Origin of the sequence: Streptomyces sp. NPDC048441 (assembly GCF_043200235.1) — a bacterium.
Classification (GTDB): Bacteria; Actinomycetota; Actinomycetes; order Streptomycetales; family Streptomycetaceae; genus Streptomyces.
In genome coordinates this window covers 88,259-110,379 of sequence record NZ_JBICXM010000013.1, presented here as the reverse complement: position 1 = coordinate 110,379, position 22,121 = coordinate 88,259, and the positions used below count along the sequence as shown (strand labels likewise).

21 protein-coding genes are annotated in these 22,121 nt (G+C 67.9%); 11 read left to right on the top strand and 10 right to left on the bottom strand.

Annotated elements, in window-relative coordinates:
* Window positions 1–41: 41 nt before the first annotated feature.
* Both ACGFSB_RS28735 and ACGFSB_RS28730 read right to left on the bottom strand, forming a co-directional pair.
* Window positions 42–1,346, bottom strand: coding sequence for an MFS transporter (locus ACGFSB_RS28735; protein ID WP_393405174.1), 1,305 nt, complete (start codon window positions 1,344–1,346; stop codon window positions 42–44).
* Between the two features lie 261 nt (window positions 1,347–1,607).
* The gene (locus ACGFSB_RS28730) at window positions 1,608–1,994 is read right to left on the bottom strand and encodes a winged helix-turn-helix transcriptional regulator (RefSeq protein WP_393405170.1); all 387 of its coding nucleotides are present in this window, start codon (window positions 1,992–1,994) and stop codon (window positions 1,608–1,610) included.
* 135 nt (window positions 1,995–2,129) lie between these two features.
* Here ACGFSB_RS28730 and ACGFSB_RS28725 point away from each other — a divergent pair, with 135 nt between their 5' ends.
* From ACGFSB_RS28725 to ACGFSB_RS28710, 4 genes are all read left to right on the top strand, one after another.
* Window positions 2,130–3,125, top strand: a complete 996-nt coding sequence (locus ACGFSB_RS28725; protein ID WP_393405167.1) for an NAD(P)H-dependent flavin oxidoreductase — start codon at window positions 2,130–2,132, stop codon at window positions 3,123–3,125.
* A 65-nt stretch (window positions 3,126–3,190) separates the two neighbouring features.
* Window positions 3,191–3,613, top strand: coding sequence for an SgcJ/EcaC family oxidoreductase (locus ACGFSB_RS28720; RefSeq protein ID WP_393405164.1), 423 nt, complete (start codon window positions 3,191–3,193; stop codon window positions 3,611–3,613).
* A 304-nt stretch (window positions 3,614–3,917) separates the two neighbouring features.
* Window positions 3,918–6,926, top strand: a complete 3,009-nt coding sequence (locus ACGFSB_RS28715) for a family 16 glycoside hydrolase (RefSeq protein ID WP_393405436.1) — start codon at window positions 3,918–3,920, stop codon at window positions 6,924–6,926.
* Between the two features lie 122 nt (window positions 6,927–7,048).
* Entirely contained in the window at window positions 7,049–7,675 is a 627-nt protein-coding gene (locus ACGFSB_RS28710; RefSeq protein ID WP_393405162.1) for a maleylpyruvate isomerase family mycothiol-dependent enzyme, read from the top strand.
* Between the two features lie 174 nt (window positions 7,676–7,849).
* On the opposite strand, the gene ACGFSB_RS28705 is transcribed toward ACGFSB_RS28710, so the two are convergent.
* Window positions 7,850–8,203 (bottom strand): MerR family transcriptional regulator, encoded by a 354-nt coding sequence (locus ACGFSB_RS28705; RefSeq protein ID WP_393405160.1) that lies wholly within the window; start codon window positions 8,201–8,203, stop codon window positions 7,850–7,852.
* Window positions 8,204–8,273: 70 nt separating this feature from the next.
* Between ACGFSB_RS28705 and ACGFSB_RS28700 the strand changes: the two genes are divergently transcribed.
* On the top strand, window positions 8,274–9,188 hold the full coding sequence (locus tag ACGFSB_RS28700; protein WP_393405158.1) for an SDR family oxidoreductase: 915 nt from the start codon (window positions 8,274–8,276) through the stop codon (window positions 9,186–9,188).
* Between the two features lie 98 nt (window positions 9,189–9,286).
* Here ACGFSB_RS28700 and ACGFSB_RS28695 read toward each other — a convergent pair whose 3' ends face one another.
* Entirely contained in the window at window positions 9,287–10,180 is an 894-nt protein-coding gene (locus ACGFSB_RS28695; protein ID WP_393405156.1) for an NADP-dependent oxidoreductase, read from the bottom strand.
* A gap of 70 nt (window positions 10,181–10,250) precedes the next feature.
* On the opposite strand from ACGFSB_RS28695, the gene ACGFSB_RS28690 reads away from it, so the two are divergent.
* Entirely contained in the window at window positions 10,251–10,829 is a 579-nt protein-coding gene (locus ACGFSB_RS28690) for a TetR/AcrR family transcriptional regulator (RefSeq protein ID WP_393405154.1), read from the top strand.
* 44 nt (window positions 10,830–10,873) lie between these two features.
* On the opposite strand, the gene ACGFSB_RS28685 is transcribed toward ACGFSB_RS28690, so the two are convergent.
* The 3 genes from ACGFSB_RS28685 to ACGFSB_RS28675 all read right to left on the bottom strand — a co-directional run bounded on the left by ACGFSB_RS28685 (window position 10,874) and on the right by ACGFSB_RS28675 (window position 13,054).
* Window positions 10,874–11,542, bottom strand: a complete 669-nt coding sequence (locus tag ACGFSB_RS28685) for a methyltransferase domain-containing protein (RefSeq protein ID WP_393405152.1) — start codon at window positions 11,540–11,542, stop codon at window positions 10,874–10,876.
* 117 nt (window positions 11,543–11,659) lie between these two features.
* Window positions 11,660–12,466 carry an alpha/beta fold hydrolase gene (locus ACGFSB_RS28680; RefSeq protein WP_393405150.1) on the bottom strand — a complete coding sequence of 269 codons (807 nt, stop codon included), beginning with the start codon at window positions 12,464–12,466 and terminating at the stop codon, window positions 11,660–11,662.
* A gap of 234 nt (window positions 12,467–12,700) precedes the next feature.
* Entirely contained in the window at window positions 12,701–13,054 is a 354-nt protein-coding gene (locus ACGFSB_RS28675) for a nuclear transport factor 2 family protein (RefSeq protein ID WP_393405147.1), read from the bottom strand.
* A gap of 60 nt (window positions 13,055–13,114) precedes the next feature.
* Between ACGFSB_RS28675 and ACGFSB_RS28670 the strand changes: the two genes are divergently transcribed.
* The 3 genes from ACGFSB_RS28670 (at window position 13,115) to ACGFSB_RS28660 (ending at window position 15,359) form a co-directional block, all read left to right on the top strand.
* Window positions 13,115–13,528: a MerR family transcriptional regulator gene (locus tag ACGFSB_RS28670; protein WP_393405144.1), complete on the top strand. Its 414-nt coding sequence runs from the start codon at window positions 13,115–13,117 to the stop codon at window positions 13,526–13,528.
* Window positions 13,529–13,581: 53 nt separating this feature from the next.
* Window positions 13,582–14,460, top strand: coding sequence for an alpha/beta fold hydrolase (locus ACGFSB_RS28665; RefSeq protein ID WP_393405142.1), 879 nt, complete (start codon window positions 13,582–13,584; stop codon window positions 14,458–14,460).
* 83 nt (window positions 14,461–14,543) lie between these two features.
* Window positions 14,544–15,359, top strand: a complete 816-nt coding sequence (locus tag ACGFSB_RS28660) for a methyltransferase domain-containing protein (RefSeq protein WP_393405139.1) — start codon at window positions 14,544–14,546, stop codon at window positions 15,357–15,359.
* 37 nt (window positions 15,360–15,396) lie between these two features.
* Here the strand turns inward: ACGFSB_RS28660 and ACGFSB_RS28655 are convergent, their stop codons facing one another.
* Both ACGFSB_RS28655 and ACGFSB_RS28650 read right to left on the bottom strand, forming a co-directional pair.
* The gene (locus ACGFSB_RS28655; RefSeq protein WP_393405136.1) at window positions 15,397–17,037 is read right to left on the bottom strand and encodes an MDR family MFS transporter; all 1,641 of its coding nucleotides are present in this window, start codon (window positions 17,035–17,037) and stop codon (window positions 15,397–15,399) included.
* Between the two features lie 116 nt (window positions 17,038–17,153).
* A complete protein-coding gene (locus tag ACGFSB_RS28650) occupies window positions 17,154–17,789 on the bottom strand; it encodes a TetR/AcrR family transcriptional regulator (protein WP_393405434.1) in 636 nt (211 codons plus the stop codon).
* 145 nt (window positions 17,790–17,934) lie between these two features.
* Between ACGFSB_RS28650 and ACGFSB_RS28645 the strand changes: the two genes are divergently transcribed.
* Together ACGFSB_RS28645 and ACGFSB_RS28640 are read left to right on the top strand one after the other, a co-directional pair.
* Window positions 17,935–18,654 carry a DUF2470 domain-containing protein gene (locus tag ACGFSB_RS28645; protein WP_393405134.1) on the top strand — a complete coding sequence of 240 codons (720 nt, stop codon included), beginning with the start codon at window positions 17,935–17,937 and terminating at the stop codon, window positions 18,652–18,654.
* A gap of 96 nt (window positions 18,655–18,750) precedes the next feature.
* Entirely contained in the window at window positions 18,751–20,838 is a 2,088-nt protein-coding gene (locus ACGFSB_RS28640) for a glycoside hydrolase (RefSeq protein WP_393405132.1), read from the top strand.
* A 57-nt stretch (window positions 20,839–20,895) separates the two neighbouring features.
* Here ACGFSB_RS28640 and ACGFSB_RS28635 read toward each other — a convergent pair whose 3' ends face one another.
* Window positions 20,896–22,047: a hypothetical protein gene (locus ACGFSB_RS28635; RefSeq protein ID WP_393405129.1), complete on the bottom strand. Its 1,152-nt coding sequence runs from the start codon at window positions 22,045–22,047 to the stop codon at window positions 20,896–20,898.
* Between the last annotated feature and the right edge of the window lie 74 nt (window positions 22,048–22,121).

Here is a 22,121-nt window from a genome sequence, read left to right as displayed (position 1 = left end):
CCTTGATGGCGCGGCGTTCGTCCGATTCCATACCCAGGCTGTCACTGCGAGGCCCCAAGGCTCCGTTCCAGGCGGGCGAGTGGCGACAGAGCCATCACCGCCGGGGAGAGCATCATGCCGGCGGCCGTCACCAGGAGGCTGGTCCGCAGCCCCCACTCCTGCGCGAGGAGCCCGCCGAACAGCGAGCCGAGCGGGGTCAGACCCATGCCGGCGAACGTGATCGTCGCTGCCGCGCGGCCCTGCATCCCGTCCGGGGTGAGGGCCTGACGGACGGCCATGACCGTGACCGTCACCAGCTGACTGCCCGTCCCGAAGACGAAGCCGACCGCGAGGAGCACGGGAAACGTGAGCGGATAAGAGCCGTGCAGCGCGGGCGGAACCAGAAACACACCGTCGCCCAGGACCGCCGCACACACGAGCACCGTGCCATGGCCGAACCGGCCGGGCAGACGGGCCGCCAACACCGAGCCCAGGAGCGCGCCCGGCCCCACCGCCGCGAGGACAAGGCCGACAGCGGTGCCCGACAGGTGCAGTTCCCGCGGCAGGAAGAGCAGGTAGACGGTCATCATGGCCGCGAAGGCGAACTGGAAGGCGGCCGAGGCAAGGCACACCGTACGCAGGGAGGTATCACTGAGGACGAAACGCAGGCCCTCATGGATCCGCCGCCCTACCCATGGGGGACGCCCCCTGCGCCCCGAGAGTCGCGTGCGCCCCGGGATCGATTCGGTCCGGCGGATCCCTCGGATCGACAGGAACGACAGCGCGAAGAACAGCATGCTGGAGGCGGCAGCGACCGGCGCCGACAGCAGGGACACCAACGCACCACCAAGGGCGGGACCGCCGATCTGCGCCGCGGACCGGCTTCCCTCGAGCGCGCTGTTGCCCCGCACCAGCTGATCGCGCTTCACCAGCCGTACGAGAGAGGCCTGGTAGGCAACGTCGAAGAACACCGACAGGGCCCCGACGGCGAAGGCGACCGCGAACAGCACGGGCAGACCCAGCCAACCCAACAGGGCGGCTACGGCCGCGGCGCCCAGTGTGAGCGTCCGGCCCGCGTCTGTCAGCATCATCACCGTGCGGGTCCGCCACCCGTCCACCCACGCACCGACGAAGAGCGAGAGCAACAGGATCGGCGCCTGCCCCACCGCACGCAGGACACCCAGCTGCCCGGCACCAGCGTTCAGCGTCAGGACTGCGAAGAGCGGCAATACCACCAGACTTGCGTGTTCACCGAGCTGGGAGGCCGTCTGCCCCACCCAGAGTCTGCGGAAGTCACGGTCCCGCCACAGGCTCGAAGGAACAGAGGGAATAGAGGGAACAGAAGAAGCACGGGAAGCGGACGGCACAAGGACCCCTTGGGATACCGGGAACGATGCCCCGCCACCGGCGCTGGCGCGCGCAAGGCGCACCTACGGTTCGGCGGGGAAGGCTCGCTGTGCCACGCGACAATGGCAGCACGCGATGACAGGCCGATCACGGCCTACGACGTCAACGCGCGCTCGGACGACCGGGCATGTCTTAGCTCCTCGTAAGTCACTCGCTGCACCGGGACACTAGCCGCCGACGGACCCCGCACAAAAGGCAATTCTCTCCTTGGGCCACGAGCCTCAGGGGACGTCCGGGGCATCAGTGGTAGCCGTAGCGGTGTCGTCGTCCGAGGAGTGCTCGGCCAGTTCGGCGGCCCAGGCGGCGGACCAGTCGACGAGAGGGCTGAGTGCTGCGTGGGCTTGCCGCCCGAGCGCGGTGAGGGCGTAGTGGTCGTCGGAGGTCTGGTGCACCAGATGTGCCTCCATCAGTTCGACGAGGCGTTGGCGCAGAACGCTGGAGGACATGTCGTCGCAGCGTCGGCGCAGGGCACGGAACCCCAGGGCGCCTTCGCGCAGTTCCCACACCACGCGCAGGCTCCATCGCCGGCCGAACAGATCGAGCGCGGCCATGAGCGGGCGTCCGGTGGTCGAGCCACGCACCGGCCGTCCTGGTGTCGGTGTGCCCATCGCGCTCCTCCTGCGTTCCTGACTCCTGCGGCCCCACGCCCATGGCGTTTCGGATTCCGAAACATTAGCATCGCAGGCCGATCCGATTCGGAAACCGAATCGTCTCACACGAGGAGACAGCATGAGGAGCACAGCATGACGACGTTGACCACGCCTCTGTGCCGGCAACTGGGCATCGAGGTACCCGTGGTGCAGGCGCCCATCGGGTCCGCGGCCACGACAGAGATGGTGGCCGCGGTGGCCGACGCGGGAGGACTCGGCACCCTTGCCCTGACCTGGGTCACCGCCGAGGAGGCAGTGCGCCGGATCCGGCGGGTTCGGCGGATGACACCGAGGCCCTTCGCCGCGAACCTTGTGCTCGACTTCCCGGTCGACGAGCTCCTCGACGCCTGTCTGGCGGAGAACGTGCCGGTCATCTCGACGTTCTGGGGTGATCCCTCGGCCGTCGCCGAGCGCACCCGCTCAGCCGATGCTCTGCACGTCCACACGGTCGGTTCCGTCACCGAGGCCGAACGCGCCGTCGCCGCGGGCGTCGACGTGATCGTGGCCCAAGGGTGTGAAGCAGGCGGCCACGTCCGCGGGGAGGTCACCACGATGGCACTCGTGCCCGCAGTCGTGGACGCCGTGCACCCGGTGCCCGTCATCGCGGCCGGTGGCATCGCCGACGGGCGTGGGCTCGCGGCCGCACTCGCTCTCGGAGCCCAGGCCGGATGGCTGGGAACCCGATTCCTGACGGCGTCCGAGGCTGCCACCCACGAGGTCTACCGTCAGGCCGTGATCCAGGCGGCGCCGCAGGATGCGGTGCACACGCGGTGCTTCGACGGCGGCTGGCCCGACGCCCCGCATCGCGCGCTGCGCAACTCCACACTCCGCACCTGGGAGGATGCCGGCCGTCCAGCCGTGCCGAACCGCCCCGGCGAAGGCACCGTGGTGGCCCGGAGCGCCGACGGCCACGCCTGGTCGCGTTACGACGACATGGTCCCGGTCCCCGGCATGTCGGGCGACCTGGAGGCGCTGGCCCTCTACGCGGGCCAGAGCGCAGGGCTCGTGCATGATGTCGCCCCGGCAGGCCGCATCGTGACGGACATCGCCGCGGATGCCGCGGCCCTCATGGGGCGTACGCGGACATGACCTGTCCGGGCCATCTCAACAATGACCTTGACCTCAACCTCGCTTGAGGTCACAACGTGTCCCGTATGAACACCGAAACCACAGACATCGAAACCGCAGTCACCGAAACCGCAGACATCAAGGCCATCGAACAGATCGTGGCCACCGTCGAACGCGCCCAGCGCGACAAGGACGTTGAGGGATTCCTCGCGCTCTTCCACCCCGACGCCCTCTGGACGACCGGCCACGGCAAGGTCCTGATCGGGTTCGAGGCGATCGCCGAATTCACCCGCGCCGTGCTGCCCAATGCCAGTTGGGACGGCGATGTCACGTACGAGGCAATTCACACGCAGTTCCTGCGGCCCGACGTGGCGGCCGTCAAGGTCCGGCAGGTCTACCACTCCGCGGACGGTGACACAGAGGGCGCCCCGCTCTACATCATGACCAGACAGGATGACGGAACCTGGCTGTTGCACGCCTGCCAGAACACCGAAGTCCACGCCGGTTAGGGCTTCTCAAGGCCATCGGCCCCGCTGTCGATCTCCTCTGGGACGGCAGGCTCCGCCACGTCAACTCCTCATCTCTTTCTCCTTGTTGTGGACAAAGTATGGACGCTGCGAGGCAGCCTTCGTACGCTGGGCGTCGCTCTCGTACGGAAGTCTGCGCAAGGCGCGGCCGATGCCGCGGCCCGCACCACCGCTATGTGCACGAACTCCACTCCGCGGACGCGGGCCGATGCGGCCCGGGGCCGCCTCGCAGCGCCCAGCAGGAGACAGAGTGACGCCACACGAGCACCCCAAGCGCCCATCCAGCATCCGCCGACGCACACGCCTGAGACCGCGCAGAGGCACCGGCATCCTCCTCGGGCTGCTGCTTGCGGGCGCGCTCACCGCGCCCGCCGCCGGAGCCGACGAGAAGCCCTTCGCCGACCTGCCGCCACAGGAACCCGGCGTCACACTGCGGGTGTTCGACATCCAGTCCCCGCTCAGCAAGCTCTGCGATCTCAAGCCCGCCCAGACCCCCAACGTCGACAAGCTGATCCCCACCGTCGACTGGTCCTCGACCGAGGGCTTCGGGTTCAGCGACAATTTCGTGTCGCAGATCATCGGCAACATCAACGTCCCCGACAACGGCGCGTACACCTTCCGTCTGATCAGTGACGACGGCTCCCGCCTGTTCATCGGCGACAAGTTGGTCATCGACCACGATGGACTCCACGGGGCCGAGCCCAAGGACGGGGAGATCACGCTCGACCCGGGCCATCACCCCTTGCGCATCGACCACTTCGACCGCAGCAATGACCAGCAGGTCACCCTGCAGTGGAAGCCGCCCGGCACCGATACCTTCACCCTCGTACCCAACTCCGTGCTCAGCACGGACGCCGACGTCGTGCGGGTCACCGCGCCGGGCCGCAAGGAGTGCGAGGGCAGCTACGACACTCCCGGCGACGGCCTCCCGCTGACCTCGGTCAACCCCGGCTACGACTTGACCGACCTGCGCCCCAAGGGATTTGAACCGCAAGTCTCCGCGATGGACTGGCTGCCCGACGGCAGACTCGCGGTGACCACCTGGGGCGGCAGCCAGGAGACCAAGGGCCAGGTGTACGTCCTGGACAACGTCACCGGCGACACCGGCCCTGACAAAGTCACGTACAAGAAGATCGCCGACGGGCTCAAGGAGCCGATGGGCATCAAGTACGTGGACGGGAAGCTGTATGTCTCTCAGAAGCACCAGCTGACCGAACTCGCCGACATCGACGGCGACAACGACGCGAGCGAGACGCGGAAGATCGCCGAGTGGCCGTACGGCGGGAACTTCCACGAGTTCGCGTTCGGGCTGCTCTACGAGAAGGGCGACTTCTATCTGAACCTGTCCGTCGCCATCAACTACGGCGGCGCGACGACCGATCCGCAGCCCGCCGCCAACCGCGGCACCACCATCAAGGTGAACAGGGCGAGTGGGAAGGTCAGTTACCTGGCCGGTGGGCTGCGTACCCCCAATGGCATCGGCCGGGGCCCGGACAATGAGCTGTTCGTCACCGACAACCAGGGCGGCTGGCTGCCCGCATCCAAACTGGTGCACGTCAAGCAGGACCGCTTCTTCAACCACTACACCAACTCCGAAGGGCCCTTCGACGACAACAGCGTCACCAAGCCAGTGCTGTGGCTGCCGCAGAACGAGATAGCCAACTCCCCCAGCACCCCGATGACGGTCAAGAAGGGGACCTTCGCCGGGCAGTTGCTGTTCGGCGACGTCACCTACGGCGGCCTGCAGCGCGCCGACCTGGAGAAGGTCGACGGCGAGTTCCAGGGCGCGGTGTTCCGGCACACCCAGGGCCTGGAGTCCGGCATCACCCGCATCTCCACCGGCCCCGACGGGGCCATCTACACCGGCGGACTCGGTGCGGACGGCAACTGGGGCCAGGAGGGCAAGCTCCGCTTCGGCCTCCAGAAGCTCACCCCGAACGGCAAGACCGCCTTCGACATCAAGACCATGCGCGCCACCGGCGACGGCTTCAAACTCACCTACACCAAGCCGCTGTCGGACAAGACCGTCGAGAAGCTGACCAGCGGCAGCGGCGCCTACTCCGTCGAGCAGTGGCGCTACGCCCCCACCCCCGCCTACGGCGGCCCCAAGGTCGACGAGGAAACCCTGCCCGTCACCGAGGCCGGTGTCTCCGACGACCGCCGTACCGTCCGCCTGACCATCCCCGGGCTCAAGAGCGACCGGGTGGTGCACGTGCGCTCGCCGCGCCCGTTCTCCTCGGCCGACGACGAGCAACTGTGGTCCACCGAGGCCTGGTACACGCTCAACGCGCGCCCCGGCCACGACGAGCCGGTCACGTCGTACGACGCCGAGTCGGCGCGTCTTTCAGGTGGCGCGGGCATCGACACCGAGCACACCGGCTACACCGGCGGCGGCTTCGTCGACAGCTTCAGTGAGCCGGGCGCCACCGCCACCTTCGACGTCCAGGCCCCCGCCAAAGGGACGTACGCCGTGGGCCTGCGGTACTCCAACGGCCCCCATCCCTCCGCGGGCACCAAAGCCCTCGGCGTCAGTGTGAACGGCGGGTCCGCGCGGCAGACCCGCCTGCCCTCGACCGAGACGTGGAAGCGCTGGTCGACCAAGACCGAGCAACTCGCCCTGCGCAAAGGCCGCAACACCATCACCTACGCCTACCGGCCCGAGGACACCGGGCACGTCAATCTCGACATGATCGAGGTACGCCGACCGGGCAGCCGCATCGACCTGTTCTCCGGCGGCAGCACCTCCACCGCCTGGCAGCACACCGACGGCCGAAGCGTCCAATGGCCGCACACGGCCGAGAAGTCGATCGAGGTGTGCTGCGGGGACATCCGCACCAAGCAGGCCTTCGGAGACTTCAAGCTGCATGCCGAATTCCGCGTGCCGAAGCTGCCGGACGACGTCACCGGGCAGGATCGCGGCAACAGTGGGATCTACCTCCAGGAGCGGTACGAGGTCCAGATACTGGACTCGTACGGAGTGGAGAAGCTCGCCGCGAACGAAGCCGGCTCCATCTACACCAAGAAGGCCGCGGATCTGAATGCCTCGACCGCGCCGGAGACGTGGCAGACGTACGACATCGTCTTCCGCGCCGCCCGCTTCGACGCGGACGGGAAGAAGACCGCGGACGCCAGGATCAGCGTGGTGTGGAACGGCAAGAAGGTCCACGACGACGTGGCGGTCGATGGCCCCACCGGGGCAGGCGATCCCGAATCCGCGGCGGCGGGCGCGGTCCGGCTACAGGACCACGGCAACAAGGTCCGCTTCCGCAACGTCTGGATCCAGCCCGTCGACTGAACCCGCATGAACCCGCACTCTCCGGGCCGTCGGAAGGCGGCCCGGAGAGTGCACGGGCGGTGAGTTTCCCGCGGCGCGCGAGTCTGCCCTGACAGACACTGGGGTTGAGCAAAGGAATCGCCGTGAAAAATGATGTCTGGTCGCTGGTCCATGCGGAGCGTGCCGCGCTGATCGAGGATCTCACGCACCTCGACGACAAGCAGTGGGATCACGCGTCACTGTGTGAGGGATGGACCGTGCAAGATGTGGTCGCCCATCTGGTCGATACGGCTCGCACCACCCGCCTCGGATTCGTGAGCGCCATGGTCCGGGCGCGTTTCGACTTCGACCGTCAGAACTCACGCGGTGTGGAGCGCGAGCGCGGTGCCTCACCGCGGGAGACATTGGAGCGGCTGCGTCAGGTGGCTTCACGGACGTCGACGCCTCCGGCGCCCCTCGACACGCGGCTCGTCGAGGAGGTCGTCCACGGTGAGGACATCCGCCGCCCCTTGGGAATCACCCACTCCTATCTGCCAGAAGCTGTTGTCAGGGCGCTCCGCCTACAGGCTCGTACATCGGCGTCCTTCGGCGGAGCCAAGGAGAAGGTGTCCGGCATCCAACTGACCCCGGCAGATGCTGACTTGACGATCGGAGCCGGCCCCCACGTGCGCGGAACCGCGCTCTCCCTGCTGCTGGCCGTCTCCGGGCGGCGGGAAGCGCTGGACGAGCTGGACGGACCGGGAGTCGCCGCGCTGCGGGAAGTCGCCTGACGATCGGCGGTGCCGTATCGATCCTTCAGGTGTTGGCCGCGCAGGGACCGTCCCAGGACGAGCTTTCGCTCGGCTTGACGATCTTGGACCAGGCGAGCGGCGACACCTCCGCCGCGCTCTGAGGCTGGATGGCTGGATGGCTGGGTTTGGTAAGCGGTTTGGCTTGCGGTTCGGCTAAGAGGTTCGTGCGAACTGGGCGCACTCGGGGCAGTCGTCGAGGTACCGGTGGCGGCATTCGACTGTGTGCTGCAAGAAGGTGATGGCTTGTCGGGTCGTCGCCATCTCGTCTTCCAGCGCAGCGATCTTCGCTTTCACGACCGCCTGTGCCGCGTCCTTCGTCGGCGCCATGGCAGCGGCCACCTCGGCGAGTGAGAGCCCGACGCGACGCAGCTTCTGGATGGTGCGCGCACCCTCCACAGCGGCGGCGTCGTAGAGCCGGTATCCATTGCTGTCGCGGGCCGGCGCGAGCACTCCGACCTGCTCCCAGTGACGCAGTACGTGGGCTTCGATTCCCAGCTCAGCGGCCACCTGACCGATCGTACTCACCATGGGTCCGCGCCTTGCCTTCATGTCGACGTCAAGGTCTAGCTTCCCAAGCATGCCTGATCTTGATCCAACAACTGACGCGCTGACTTCACAGCTGACCCTTGTCACCGGTTCCTCCGGCAACCTCGGTCGTGAACTGATCGAGCGCCTCCATGCCCGTGGTGTCCCGATCCGGTCCCTGAGCCGCCGTCCCCTCGAAGCGCGTCCCGGCGTGGAGCCGGTCGTCGGCGACTTCACCGACCCCGCGGTGATGCGCGAAGCACTTCACGGCGTCGACACCGTCTTCCTCATCTGGCCCTTCCTCGACACATCCCGCGCCACGCCTCTGATCGACGAACTGACGCGCACCGGACCGCGTGTCGTCTATCTCTCCTCCACCGCCATCAACGACTCCCTGACCGAACAGTCCGACCCGATCGTGCAGGTCCACGCCGATATGGAAGCCCTGCTCCATAGCGCGGACCTGCGACCTGTGATCCTTCGAAGCGACACGCTGGCGTCCAACGTCCGCGGCTGGGCGGCACAACTCCTCGCCGGTGACGTCGTCACCGGCCCCGACATGGCCCCGACCGCCGTGGTCGACGAACGCGATGTCGCCGAAGCGGCGGCCGCCGTTCTCAGCGCAACTGACGACGGGACCCACGACCGCAACCACAACCACAACGACAACCACGAACCCAATCTGCATCTGCTCACCGGGCCTCATGTGCTCAGCCGTGCCGATCTGGTGACCCGACTGGGAGTCGCGCTCGGCCGCGATCTGTCCTTCCAGCCGGTGCCGGCCGACCTCGCGGGATCACACATGCTGGCCGACGGCCGCCCCGCGGCACTCGTACATGCATTGGTCGCGGCCTCGACCCATCGACCGGTGTCCCGTCTGGTCACCGACACCGTGCGACAGCTGTGCGGGCACCCGGCGCGTACCTTCGCGCGGTGGGCCGCTGACCATGGCGATGAGTTCCGCTGACAGGGACGTACGTCCGAGCCGCGACCGCCAGTCGCCCGGACGATGAGCCGGGCGACTGGCGGTCGGCTCATCGGCCGGGCGACTGCGCGGGAACCAACTCAGACGACGATGACCCGGCGCCCGCGCGTGTGACCGGCTTGGCTGTCGATGTGCGCCGCCGCGGCCTCGGCGAGCGTGTACGACTTCTCGACCGGGATGTGGAGCTTCCCCCGCGAGATGAGGGCGGCGGCCTCGGCGAGCGCTTCCGGCACGCTCCCGGCCACCCCGGAGAAACGGACACCCAACTCCGGCGCGCCTAGATCGGCGATGGAGATCACCTTCTGCGGATCCCCGGTCAGTTGGACGAGTTCGCGGATCACGCCCGAGCCGGCCAGGTCGAGAGCCGCGTCGGCACCGCCGAGCTGCCGCACCCGCTCGACCCAGCCCTCTCCGTACGTCGTGGCGACGGCACCCAGGCTGCGCAGGTACTCCTGGTTCGCGGACCCTGCCGTGCCGATCACCGTGATGCCGCGGTCGCGGGCGATCTGCAGCACCGCCGATCCGACTCCCCCGGACGCACCGCTGACCAGCAGCGTCTGCCCCGGCCGCACACCGACCTCGCGGATGACGCGCAACGCGGTCTCCACCACGGAGGGATACCCGGCAGCCTCTTCGAACGTCAGCCCTTCAGGCATACGCGCCCAGGCCGCCAGCACGGCGAACTCGGCATAGGTACTGGTCCCTTCGCCGAACACAGCGTCGCCGACCTCGACCCCTTCGACGCCCGTGCCGACCTCGTCCACGACTCCGGCGGCGTCAAGGCCCACCCCGGCGGGCAGCTCGAGCGGATGGGCCGTCAGTTTCTGACCTTCACGGACCCGCCAGTCGACGGGGTTCACGCCCGCCGCACGCACGGCGATGCGTATCTGGCCGGGGCCCGCGTGGGGTTCCTCGGCGGCTACGAGTTGCAGGACATCCGGACCGCCGAACTCGGCGAAGCTCACTCTCTTCATGCCGTTGAACATAACCCTAACGGTTAGCGTTTAACAACAGCTACAGCTTCGTAACTGATAGCATCCAGGAATGACAGAGCCGCTCGGCCGCCGTGAGCGCAAGAAGGCCGCGACCCGCCAGAAGATCGCCGACACCGCCCTGCGGCTCTTCCTGGAACGCGGGTACGACGCGGTGGGCATCCGAGATGTGGCCACCGAGGCCGATGTGGCCGTCACCACGCTCTTCTCCCACTTCGCCTCGAAAGAGGCCCTGGTGTTCGAGCAGGACGAAGACTTCGAGCAACGCCTCACGCAGGCGGTCACGAGCCGGGCGCCGGACGAACCACTCATCCCTGCACTGCGCCGCGAGACCCAGACCCTCGTGCGACATTGCACCGCGGACAGCGCCGCCCCGATCTGGCGCATGATCGACGGATCCCCTGCCTTGCGGGAGTACGAGGAGTCGATGAGACTGCGCCACGCGGAGTCGCTGGCAGCAGCCATCGCCGCCGCCCCCGACCTGTCACAGGGCACAACAGCCAGCCGGGCGATCGCGAGGTTCGTGATCGACGCCTATTCGGTGGCCCGCGAGGCAGTCGATCCCGAGGCGGCGGTGGATGAGATCTTCCAGATGATCGAGGCGGCCTGGCGGGTCACCTGCCGGGCATGATCCTGGTGGACTCGCGTATTCAACTCTCCAGCGGGTTCTCGTGTTCAGGCGGGGCGCTCCGCCATGATGACCAGACCCGGCCCGCTCTGTTCAGCTGCGGGGAGCCGGAGTTCGGCGACGGGGCGCAGTCCAGCCTGCTCGATCAGATTCACGAGCTGTTCAGGTCGCCATTTGTGCGTGGTCCAACGAACGGGCACTCCTCCGTACGCCTCGGTGCGCACCGCGTCTTCGTCGCCGACGTGTGTCGCGGTGATGAAGTGGCCGCCCGGCTTCAGGGCGCGCGCGAACAGGGCAAGAACCTGAGGAAGGACGTCGCGGGGCAGATTGAACAGCGACCACCACCCGAGCACGCCGCCAAGGGACGCTTCTCCAAGGTCGAGGTCGGTGGCAGAGCCGACGCTGAAGCGGCATTGCGGATGAAGCCGGCGCGCGTTTTCGATCATGCGGGGTGAGAGGTCGACTCCGGACACGTCGAGTCCGCGTTCGGCGAGGTAGGCGGTCACCGTTCCGGGTCCGCAGCCGACGTCGAGGACAGGTCCGAGCCCGCTCACCGTGTCGGCGAAGGCGTCGATTGATGCTTTGAGCCATGGATGGCGACGGATGTCCCCGACCCCCGTGGTGACCACCATGTGGGCGTAGTTGTCAGCCACTTGGTCATAGGACTCACGGACCATGTCGAGATCTGCCGGGCGGTCGATGTGGTGTGCGCGCATCGGCCGATCGTAGGAGCAACTGCCAGCCTAGGAGGCGAGCTTGGCCGTGGACGTTGTCGATGAAGAACGAGACGGCGTAGATGGCGTCCCAGTCTCCGGTGGCGGCTAGCTGCTATCTCAGAGGTGAAAAACCTGTTCTGCCGTCTCCCGGATCGCCCCGGCCAGTATGCCGGGAGCGGTGAGTTGGGCGAAGTGCCCCTGGCCGGGGAGCGTGACGATCCGTGCGTCCGGCAGTGTTGCCGCCAAGTCGGCCAGGCGTTCGCGCAGGTGAGCGGGGCTGAGGTCGCCCTCAATCAGGGTCGTCGGCGATGCGAGCGTCGCGAAGCGGCCGATGCCCACGCCGAGCGCGTCGACCGCCTCGGTGTCGGCGACCGCCGCCGCCGCGACCGCGCCGAACGCCGCCCGCACGTGCTCCTTGGCGAACATCTCGACGACCGTGCTCTCCGGCAACCGGACGATGTGACGCAGGTGGGTCCGCATGGCCTCGACCGGGTCGCCCGCGTCGAGTTCGGCGCGGATCCGTACTCCCGCCGCTCCGGCGATCAACTCCCGGGTGGAGACGGCTGGTTCGTAGAGGAAGAGCCCGGCGAATGCCGACGGCGCGAGCAGGGCGGCTTCCAGGGCGGCGACGGCGCCCGAGGAATGACCCACGAGGAGCACGGGGGGCTTGAGGAGCTCCGTGACGGCGAGGATGTCGGCCACCTCGACCCTCATCGAGTGGGGCAGCACAATGTCCGCTCCGGGGGCGTAGATCCGCCGGTGGATCCTGACGACGCGGAAGTCATCGATCAGGTGGCGAGTGACGCCGTCCCAGGTTGTCGCGTCGCCGCCGCCCGGGTGGACGACCAGCAGGGTCGGCCCGCGGCCGTCGTCGAGGGCGGTGATGGGGTGGCCGTCATGTGACAGTGCGCGAAGCTCGGTCATGCTCACAAGGATGCGCTTCTGCACTGCGGGGGCGAGGGCCGGGGCCGGGAAGGATCCCACCAACGGACGCGCTGGTCAGCGTTCTCGGCGAGGACGTCCGTAAGCAGACCATCGTGACGATCGTCGGCGTCCCGGACGGTCGCACGGGAATCGCCGGCGTCATGGCCTGACGTACGGCTGTGGGCCGGGACCGCCGGTTCCGGCCCGCCCAGTTGGACACATGAGTGCCATCAGCTAGTCGAAGAATCCGTAGACCCTGCTGATTCGACCGTTCGCCAGGACCACCGTGTCCCACCCGCGAGCCACTGGCGGCGATCCGGTCGACCGGCCGAAGCCCCATCTGAAGTGCGCGAGGTCGTGGTGGCTACGCACCTCGCCGAAGCTGAACACCATGCCTGGCGACTGCTTCTGCCAACCTTCGATGTAGGCGTCGATGGCCGTACGGCCCTCAGCGGTGGTGTTGGGGTCCACGTACACGACGTCCGGAGTGAGTACGTCGGCGAGGATCGCGCGGCGGGCCTGTTGATCCCGCTCGTTCCAGACCGAGATGTACGCGGCCAGCGCTCGAGAAGTGATGTCGTCGTCCATGGCACGATGATGAAGGTTCATACCGGTGTGAAGGTCAAGTGCGGTGGGTCGGGAGTCTGTATGCGCATTGGTGAGCTGAGTCGCCGTACGGGCGTCGGAACCCATCAGCTGCGTTACTACGAAGCGCAAGGACTGTTGGCCCCGGAGCGGGGCTCCAACGGATATCGCGAATACGCCTCCGACTCCGTGGCGAAGGTCCGGCAGATCAGAAACCTTCTGGGCGCGGGCTTGTCGACCCAGGACATCGCCTCCCTGCTGCCCTGCGTGCTCGGCGAAGCTCCCGACTTCGTCAGTTGCCCGGAGATGCTGACGCTGATGCAGTCACGCCGGCAGCGGTTGGACGCCCGGATCGAGACGCTCACGCACTCCCGCGAGGCCCTGCGGGGCTACATCGACCGGACCGAGAACCACGCGACCACAACTGCGGGCGACCGCCCCTGGGATGGCATCGGGGCACTACAGCCCGGCTTCTGAGGGATCAATAATCATGTGCTCTACGTGCTGTATGCCCCCTACAGTGACGCCCAATGACACTCCTACAAGCTCATGACTACGGGGGCGACGGCCCTCAAATCGTTCTACTGCACGGCTACGGAAGGTCGCTCACCGACTGGGACGCCGCGGCTGCTCTGCTCACCGCCGGGCACCGTGTCCTCGCTCTCGACCTTCCCGGTCACGGCCGCTCTCCCGGCATCTCTCCCTGGACCATCCCCACCGTGGTGCGGGACATCGCGGAAACCCTCGACACACATGGCGTGCCGGAGGCCGTTGTGGCGGGCCATTCACTCGGCGGCATTGTCGCGGTCGAGTACGCCCGGGAGAACCCGGACCGTGCCCGTGCCCGTGCGGCCGTGAATCTCGACGGCTTCTGGTCGGCCCGCGACTATCCGGGTGCTGAACGGGTGAGTGAGGGGCTGCTGGCTTCGGCCGGGGCCATCGCGCCACCCGAGTACATCGAGGAGAAGGTCACCGCCTCCTCCCTGTTCGGGATTCCCGCCGACCGTGCGGAGGCCGCTGCCCGCGCGGCCGCACGTCGGCTGCCCGACGGCAAGTGGCAGACGCTGCCGGAGAGGGCGGAGGCGCTGGAAATCGTCGACGAGCTCTACCGGATCGGCGCGCTCGGTGTCAGCACCTGGCTGAACGGGATCGACTGCCCGCTGCTCGTCGTACAGGCCGGCCGACAGCTGCCGACTGCGCCCGGCCTGGAGTGGTTCGGTGAATTCAACACCCGGTTCGCACAAGGGATCTCCGACGAGCTGGACGCGCTCACCCACACCCAGCGCACCCAGCACACCCAGCCGACGATCAGCGTCGAGCGGATCGATGCCACCCACATCATGAACATGGAGACCCCGGAGGCGGTGGCGACGCTGGTCGCCGGGTTCGTTCGAGGACTGCCCGACTGATTCGAGGACTGCCCGACCAGAGAGTCCCGGATGGCTGAGCTGCCGACGGGCGGGCGCGTCTCGTAGGAAGGGACACTTCCCTCATGACGCACTCCGCACCTGTACCCGGCGATGGCAACGGCTACCTTCTCGACAACGCGCAGTCGGAAGCCGGTACGCGTTTCGGCGCGCTCAGCGAGCTCTTCGATTCGTCCACCTTCCGGCACATCGAGAACCTGGGGATCACCTCGGGATGGAAGTGCTGGGAGGTCGGGGCGGGCGGCTCCTCGGTGGTGACATGGCTGGCCGGTCGGGTCGGGCAGAGCGGCAAAGTTCTTGCGACCGACATCGACACGTCCTGGGCCTCCGGGGCATCGGGTGGCGTCATCGAGGTGCTGCGCCACGACGTGGGCCAGGATGCTCCGCCGGGTGACGGCTTCGACTTCGTACACGCCCGGTTGGTGCTGGTGCATGTGCCCGACCGCGATCGGGCGCTGCGCGCGATGGCCGGCGCGTTGCGGCCGGGCGGGTGGCTCCTGGTGGAAGACGCCGATCCGGCATCGCAGCCGCTGATCTGCCTGGACGAGTACGGGCCGGAGCAAGTACTGGCCAACAGGCTGCGGGCCGGGTTCCGTTCACTGCTTGCGGCCCGCGGCGCGGAGCTCGCCTACGGACGTACACTCCCCCGCCTTCTACGGGAGGTGGGCCTGGCGGATGTCAGCGCGGATGCCTACTTCCCCATCGCATCGCCTGCGTGCGATGTCCTGGAGGCGGCCACGGTCCGTCAGGTGCGCGACAGGTTGGTGGCAGCGGGGCTCGCCACTGATGAGGACATCGACCGGCACCTGGCGAACGTCACTTCGGGCCGTCTCGACCTCGCCACTTCCCCCATGGTCTCCGCCTGGGGCCGGCGACCATAGAGGCCGCCGGCCCGTCCCTCGCGGTCCGGAGCCCTCCTCAGCCGACCGGGGTCGGCGAAGCGCTCTCGCTGTCTCCGTCCGGCTGCGCGCCGTTCTCCTCCGCGAGCCGTTCCATGCCGCTCGTCGTCTTCAGCGGCTTCTCCTTGATGAAGATCACCGCGACCAGCGCAAGCGCCGCGAACGGGGCCGCCATCAGGAAAAGGTCAGCAGTCGCCAGGCCGTACGCGTTCTCCACGATCTCCCGCATCGGCGCGGGCAGTTTCGTCATGTCGGGTACGGCCCCCTCGCCCCCACCGGAGCCACCACCTGAGCCACCGGCGGCCGAACCGCCCGCCTCGCTCACGCTCTTGGAGATCTCCGAAGCCACGCGGTTCGCCAGGACAGCGCCGAGGACGCTGGTGCCGATCGTGCCGCCCATGCTGCGGAAGAAGGACAGGACCGATGTCGCCGCACCCAGCTCGGCGGCCGGTACGTCGTTCTGCGCGGCGAGGACCAGGTTCTGCATCAACATGCCGACACCGATGCCGAGCACGGCCATGTACAGGCTGAGCAGCCCGAAGCCGGTGTTCGCGTCGATGGTGGCAAGCAGCCCCAGACCGGCGGTCATGATGACCGCACCCGAGACCAGGTAGGCCTTCCACTTGCCGGTCCTGCTGATGAACTGGCCCGCGACGGTGGAGGAAACAAGCAGACCCAGGATCATCGGCAGACTCATCAGGCCTGCCGCGGTCGGCGACTTGCCCAGTGCGATCTGGAAGTACTGCGAGAGGAAAACGGTGCCGCCGAACATGGCCACACCCACCAGCAGGCTCGCGACGGTCGTCAGCGTGACGGTCCGGTTGCGGAAGATGGCCAGCGGAATGATCGGCTCCGGCACCCGTGCCTCGACGAACACCGCCACCACGAGGAGGAGCACACCGGTGGAGGTGAGCGCCGCCGTCTGCCAGGACGCCCAGTCGAACTGCTGACCCGCGAGCGAGGTCCAGATCAGCAGCGCGCAGACGCCCGCCACGATCAGGAAAGCGCCCAGGAAGTCGATCTTCACGTCACGGCGCACGGTCGGCAGCCGCAGCGTGCGCTGCAGGATCAGGATGGCGAGGAGCGCGAACGGCACACCGATGAAGAAGCACCATCGCCAGCCGAGCCAGGAGGTGTCCACCAGGACTCCGCCGACCAACGGACCGGCCACCGTACCCACGGCGAACACGGCGCCGAAGATGCCCGCGTACTTGCCGAGCCTGCGCGGCGGAATGACGGCCGCCATGACGACCTGCGCCAGCGCGGTGAGGCCACCGGCGCCGATGCCCTGCACGACGCGGCTGAAGATGAGCAGTCCGACGCCCTGTGAGAACCCGGCCAGCAGGGAGCCGACGATGAACATGGCGAGGGACAGCTGCAGGAGCAGCTTCTTGTTGTAGAGGTCCGAGAGCTTGCCCCACAGCGGGACGGTCGCCGTCATGGCGAGCAGTTCGGAGGTGACGACCCAGGTGTACGACGACTGACTGGCGCCGAGGTCGGCGATGATGCGCGGGAGGGCGTTGGCCACCACCGTGCCGGCCAGGATGGCGACGAACATGCCGGCCATAAGGCCGGACATGGCCTGGAGTATCTGCTTGTTACTCATCTGCTTGTCACTCATGGAGTTGGGCGCCTGATCGGGCGCCTCTGTTGCGCTCAAGGTGTCCTTCTTTAGAAGTCGATCCGTGGATCGGGCAGGAAAAGGATTCAGAACTCGACTCAGACTCGGCTCAGAACTCGACTCAGACTCGGCTCAGACTCGGCTCAGAACTCGGTTCAGGAATCCGCTGCGGGGCCGACGAGTCCTGCGGCCAGGTGCTCGAAGGTGAGCCGGAAGACATCGACGAAGGCGACATCCGTCGTCCGCCCGCACCAGTCCTCGATGGCGACCCGGATGGCGGTCGTGGAGACGGCGGCGACCAGCCGGGGATAGAGCCCGACCGCCCCGCCCGGCGCTCCCCCCAGCCGTTCGGCGACCGCCCGCGCCAACTCCGACTCCTCCGCCATATGGGCCCCCAGGCCACGGACGAGGAGGTGCGGCGAGCGCTGAAAGACCTTGGCCCGCAGGCTCCAGATCTCGTGGCGCTCTTCGATGTCAAGCAGTTCCCCGGCGAACGCCTCCCGCAGCACATCGAGCACGGGCAGGTCGGCGGGCCCCTCGCGCACCGCACGCCGGATCCGCTCGCCGACCTCCTCGTCGATCATGAGGAACGCGTCGTCATGACTGTCGAAGTAGTTGAAGAACGTGCGCGCCGAGACACCCGCGGCACCGCTGATCGCTTCGACGGTGACGTTCTCCGCCCCGTGCTCGGCGGCCAGCCGCACCGCGGCATCGGCCAACGCGGCCCGTGTAGCCCGCTTCTTGCGCTCACGGAGTCCGGGCGCGCCGTCTTTGCTCGTCACATCTTGCAGACTACGCAAACATGCAGAGCCCGCAAAATTGCGATGCAGCCGCCGCACGCTCACCCTTCTCGTCGGCCGTCTCGTAGGTTAGGTTAGGCATACCTAAGTTCCTTGGTTCTCGACTTGGGCCTCTTCAACGCCATGGAGCATTCGGATGCGCCGACACAGCACCCGCAGCACTCGCATCGCCCCCATCACACCGCCGACCCCCGCCGAACGCGTGCACTCGATCCTGCACTCAGCGCAGTCCATGACAGTGATCAGCGACGGGTGCCACACCGAGATCCACCGGCTCGACGGGATGGGTACGGGGCACATCCACCTGCACGCCCCGAGCCAGGAAGCGCCGGTTTCGCCGCGAGAACGCCGCCCGGTCCGCCTGGAGTTCACCGACATCGCGCCTACTGCCGTACGCGATCGCCTGCGTGCCCGCGTCACCGTCACCGGGCTGCTGACAGCCCCGTACAGCGACGAGTCGCCGAAGAGCACCTGCATGGAATTCGGTCAGGCGCTCCTCGAAGACGGTCAGGGCCGCCACTTCGTCTCCCTCGACGAACTCTGCTCGGCCACCCCGGACCCGATCGCCGGGAGCGAGGCCGCCATGCTGACCCATCTCGTCGACAGTCACCGGGAGCTCGTCCCGCTCTTGGTGCGCCTTGTGCAACCACAGCCCACGAAGGGTATGTCGCGCGCGGTCCCGCTGGCCATGGACCGCTACGGGGTGACCTTGCGCCTGGAGTACCCCACCACGCATCTCGATGTCCGGCTGCCGTTCGCCACTCCCGTCAGCGACATCGACCAGGCCGGTTCTCAGATCCGCGGACTCCTGGCCGCAGCGCGTCGTGCCTCGCACCGCAATCGCCTGTTCGCGTGAGGCGGTCTTGGGTCCCCCCAAGGCCGCCTTGAGTCCCCCTAAGACCCCTCAAGGCCTCTTAAGAACTTCTTATACGCGACCCGCAAAATCGCGATCATGGTCGATCCAGAGAGCATCCCGCGCGCGGAGAGCCAGCAGCACGTGCAGCAACGCCGAGGACAGCGGCACGCGGTGGGCAGCGCACGCAGAAGGCGCAACCGCCTCCTCGGCATCACCGTCGTACTCGTAGCCACCGCGGTCAGCACCTCTGCGGGTTACGCCGCCCTGGCAGGCCCCGAAGGCCGGTCCCCACAGTCCAACCGGCCCCACATAGACGGCAGTTCCGTCACGTTCGATGTGGCGGGCGGCACGGCCACCGTCGACACCGCCTCGCTGCGCGTGACCGGGCACGCCGACGGCGTCCCGGTCCCGATCCCGGTATCCGACGCCACAGCCGACAAGTTGGGCAAGCCCACCGACATCGAGGTGGACGGATCCCATGCCTCATGGTCGTACCCCTCAAAGGGCTTGAGGGTCACCGCCGCCGGCGAGCGGGGACGGCTGCGGATGACGGTGCGCGCCAAGAAGGACGGCACCCTCGCATGGCCGGTCACCGGCCGGGGTCCCGGCACCGGCGCGCGGGACGCCTCCTTGCAGATACCCCGAGGTGAGGGCCTTTCCGTACCCGCCAAGGACCGGTTCTGGAACTCCGCCGAAGCAGGTCTTGCGGGCACCGAAGCCGAACTCGCCACCGGTTCGCTCACGCTGCCGCTGTGGGGCTACACCGCACGCGGACACGGAGTCAGTTATCTCGCCCCGGAGAGCGTCGGCACTTCACTCGCTTTCGCCTCGGCAAAGGGGCGACTGAGCGCGACGGCGAAACATGAGTTCTCCCGGCGGGAGAAGAACCTCGACTACACCGTCGCCTTCTCGCTCACGTCGGCCTCCCCCGTCGCACCGGCCGCCGACTACCACCGCTGGCTGCGCGAGCACGGTGAACTCCGCACACTCAAGCAGAAGATCGCCAAGAACCCGGAGATCAAGAAGCTGCTCGGCGCCCAACACGCCTACCTGTGGGGCGGTGCCCGCGACGCGAAGGCCATCCGCAAACTGCGCGAGCAGGGCAGTACGCGGCTGTGGCTCGGCTACGACGCGGACGGCGACCCGATGAGCGCGAAGGCGATCTCGACCGCCGAACGGCACGGCTATCTCGTCGGCCCCTACGACTCCTACGACAACGGCCAGGACCCGCACACCGCCGACACTCCGGTGGCCAAATGGCCCGGCACGGTCTACCCCGACTACTGCGTGCGCGACTGGAAGGGAAAGATCAAGACCGGCTTCGGAGGGCGCGGCTGCTACCTCAGCTCGGAGGCGTTCGACAAGTCCGAGACCACCAAGCGGTATCTGGCCGAACACACACGGGAGATGACCCGCAACGGCGTCAACAGCGTCTTCCTGGACGTCGACGCGGCCGGTGAGCTGTTCGGCGACTTCTCCCTGAACCACCCGATGACCAAGAAACAGGACCGGGACAACCGCATGGCGCGGATGCGCACCCTCGCGGACAAGGATCACTTCGTCCTCGGATCGGAGTCCGCCGTGTCCTGGTCGGCATCGGCGCTCGCGTTCACTCACGGCTCCCAGACGCCGGTGAACGACCAGCTGTGGCCTTTCCAGAAGGACAAGGCATGGGGCACCTACTACCCGGCCGATGCGCCCATGTTCTTCCTCAAGCCGGTCCAACTGCCCCACGCGCTGGCCAAGTCGATGTACGACCCCGCCTACCGCGTCCCGCTGTACGAGACCGCGTTGCACGACTCCCTCATCAGTACCGACCGCTGGGAGATGCCGTACGACAAGTTCCCCGCTCAGAAGACGGATCGCGCGTTGATGTCCGTGCTCTACAACACGCCTCTCAACTTCGCTCTCAGCGACGGGAACCTGAATACGACCGGCAAGGAGATGGCCGAACTCCAGCGCTACTTCGCTCCGTTGCACAAAGCGGCGGGCACCGAGCGCATGACGGACTTCCGACGGCTGACCGGCGACCACACCGTGCAGCGATCGGTGTTCGGAGACAGCACCATGACGGTGACCGCCAACTTCGGCGAGAAGGCGCACCATGGCCTTCCGGCCGGGTGCGCGGACGCCCGGCTGAAGGGTGAGCCCGAGCCGCGGCGCCTGTGCCCTGCGAACGGCTGACTCGCCACCATGGTGAACTCGCCACCTCGGTGAAGTGGTGACGTACGGGCACGCGTCCTACTTGTTCGGGTCCCGGAAGCGGCCGAACGCCTTCGTGAGGGCGCTCAGCGGCGAGCCGTCCGCCTTGACATGCCCCGGCGCCGGAGGCCGGGGCACACCGTCGCCACCCGTCACGTCGGCCAGCGCGGCCTGCGCCGCCTCGGCCGCCTCCTGATACCGGTCGCGGGAGTTCGTCATGGCTTCGAGCGCCTCGGCGTACCTGGTGACCATGCCCTGGGCGTGGACCAGCTCCTCGTCCGGGGTGAGCAGGTGCCAGCCCTGGCGCAGTTGTGTCAGGGCCCGCTCGGCGTCGGCCTGCAGCGGGCGCGGCAGCGCCGCGAACTCCTTGATCCTGTCAAGGAGTTCGGTCGGCGCCAAGCCGTCGAGGAAGACACTGCGCACCGAGAAACGTTCCGCGTCATAGCCGGGGATCTTCGGCGCCGGGGGCAGGATGACGGCTCCGCCGCGCGGCATCCGCACGCTCAGCTCCCGCTTCATCGCGAAGTCGGCGATCTGCGCCTGCTCCGGCGTGGCCCGGTGCTCGACCACCCGGTGCCGCAGGCTCGGCGGCAGGAACGTCGAGATCGGCCGCTCCCCCACCGCGTCCGGCGTCATCGCCTCGTGCACCACGACATGGATGAACCAGCTCTGCTTGGTGCAGTCCCGGAGGCGATGGCGCAGCTTGTCGTCGTCCTTCGGCAGCTGGTTCGTCGTCCGCAGGCGCACGCCCGGCACTGTCCCGTGGTCCCAGGGGACCCGCTCGCTGTCGGGCCAGAACATGGTGGCGGGCGAGGCCCAGTGCGCATCCCACGCCCGTTCCGCCTCGGCGGCGAGAACCCAGGCGACGCCCTCCCCGTCCTTACGGCGAGGTTCGGGGTCGTACGTGGTCAGGTGTGCGCGCACCGTGACGTCGTCGGCCACACGCCAGCGGGCCTCGAAGAGGCGGCGGGCCGAAGGGCCGGGGTCGGCGGACTCGTCCCGCGGGTGCAGGACGGTGGAGCGGGCCGCCTCGACGGGGTCGAGGTCCAGGAAATCGTCGAGCACCCCGGCCGCCTTGAGGGCGATCAGGTTGCGCCGGACGTCCTGCTCGGGCTCGGGCCCGAGGTGGCGCCCGCGCCCCAACCACACGGTGTCGGGGACAGTGGTCGAGGAGGTGCTGTTCTTCGTCATGGAGTCGTTCTGTTGGGGACCGGGGCCCGACCAGTATGGTCCGTCGACCTTTGAATGTAAGCGATACCCCGCTG

Excerpts from the sequence above, each read along its gene's own strand:
- ACGFSB_RS28730 (WP_393405170.1), bottom strand. The coding sequence starts at position 1,994 with ATGGGCACACCGACACCAGGACGGCCGGTGCGTGGCTCGACCACCGGA.
- ACGFSB_RS28725 (WP_393405167.1), top strand. The coding sequence starts at position 2,130 with ATGACGACGTTGACCACGCCTCTGTGCCGGCAACTGGGCATCGAGGTA.
- ACGFSB_RS28720 (WP_393405164.1), top strand. The coding sequence starts at position 3,191 with ATGAACACCGAAACCACAGACATCGAAACCGCAGTCACCGAAACCGCA.
- ACGFSB_RS28700 (WP_393405158.1), top strand. The coding sequence starts at position 8,274 with ATGCCTGATCTTGATCCAACAACTGACGCGCTGACTTCACAGCTGACC.
- ACGFSB_RS28695 (WP_393405156.1), bottom strand. The coding sequence starts at position 10,180 with ATGAAGAGAGTGAGCTTCGCCGAGTTCGGCGGTCCGGATGTCCTGCAA.
- ACGFSB_RS28690 (WP_393405154.1), top strand. The coding sequence starts at position 10,251 with ATGACAGAGCCGCTCGGCCGCCGTGAGCGCAAGAAGGCCGCGACCCGC.
- ACGFSB_RS28685 (WP_393405152.1), bottom strand. The coding sequence starts at position 11,542 with ATGCGCGCACACCACATCGACCGCCCGGCAGATCTCGACATGGTCCGT.
- ACGFSB_RS28680 (WP_393405150.1), bottom strand. The coding sequence starts at position 12,466 with ATGACCGAGCTTCGCGCACTGTCACATGACGGCCACCCCATCACCGCC.
- ACGFSB_RS28675 (WP_393405147.1), bottom strand. The coding sequence starts at position 13,054 with ATGGACGACGACATCACTTCTCGAGCGCTGGCCGCGTACATCTCGGTC.
- ACGFSB_RS28670 (WP_393405144.1), top strand. The coding sequence starts at position 13,115 with ATGCGCATTGGTGAGCTGAGTCGCCGTACGGGCGTCGGAACCCATCAG.
- ACGFSB_RS28665 (WP_393405142.1), top strand. The coding sequence starts at position 13,582 with ATGACACTCCTACAAGCTCATGACTACGGGGGCGACGGCCCTCAAATC.
- ACGFSB_RS28660 (WP_393405139.1), top strand. The coding sequence starts at position 14,544 with ATGACGCACTCCGCACCTGTACCCGGCGATGGCAACGGCTACCTTCTC.
- ACGFSB_RS28645 (WP_393405134.1), top strand. The coding sequence starts at position 17,935 with ATGCGCCGACACAGCACCCGCAGCACTCGCATCGCCCCCATCACACCG.
- ACGFSB_RS28640 (WP_393405132.1), top strand. The coding sequence starts at position 18,751 with ATGGTCGATCCAGAGAGCATCCCGCGCGCGGAGAGCCAGCAGCACGTG.
- ACGFSB_RS28635 (WP_393405129.1), bottom strand. The coding sequence starts at position 22,047 with ATGACGAAGAACAGCACCTCCTCGACCACTGTCCCCGACACCGTGTGG.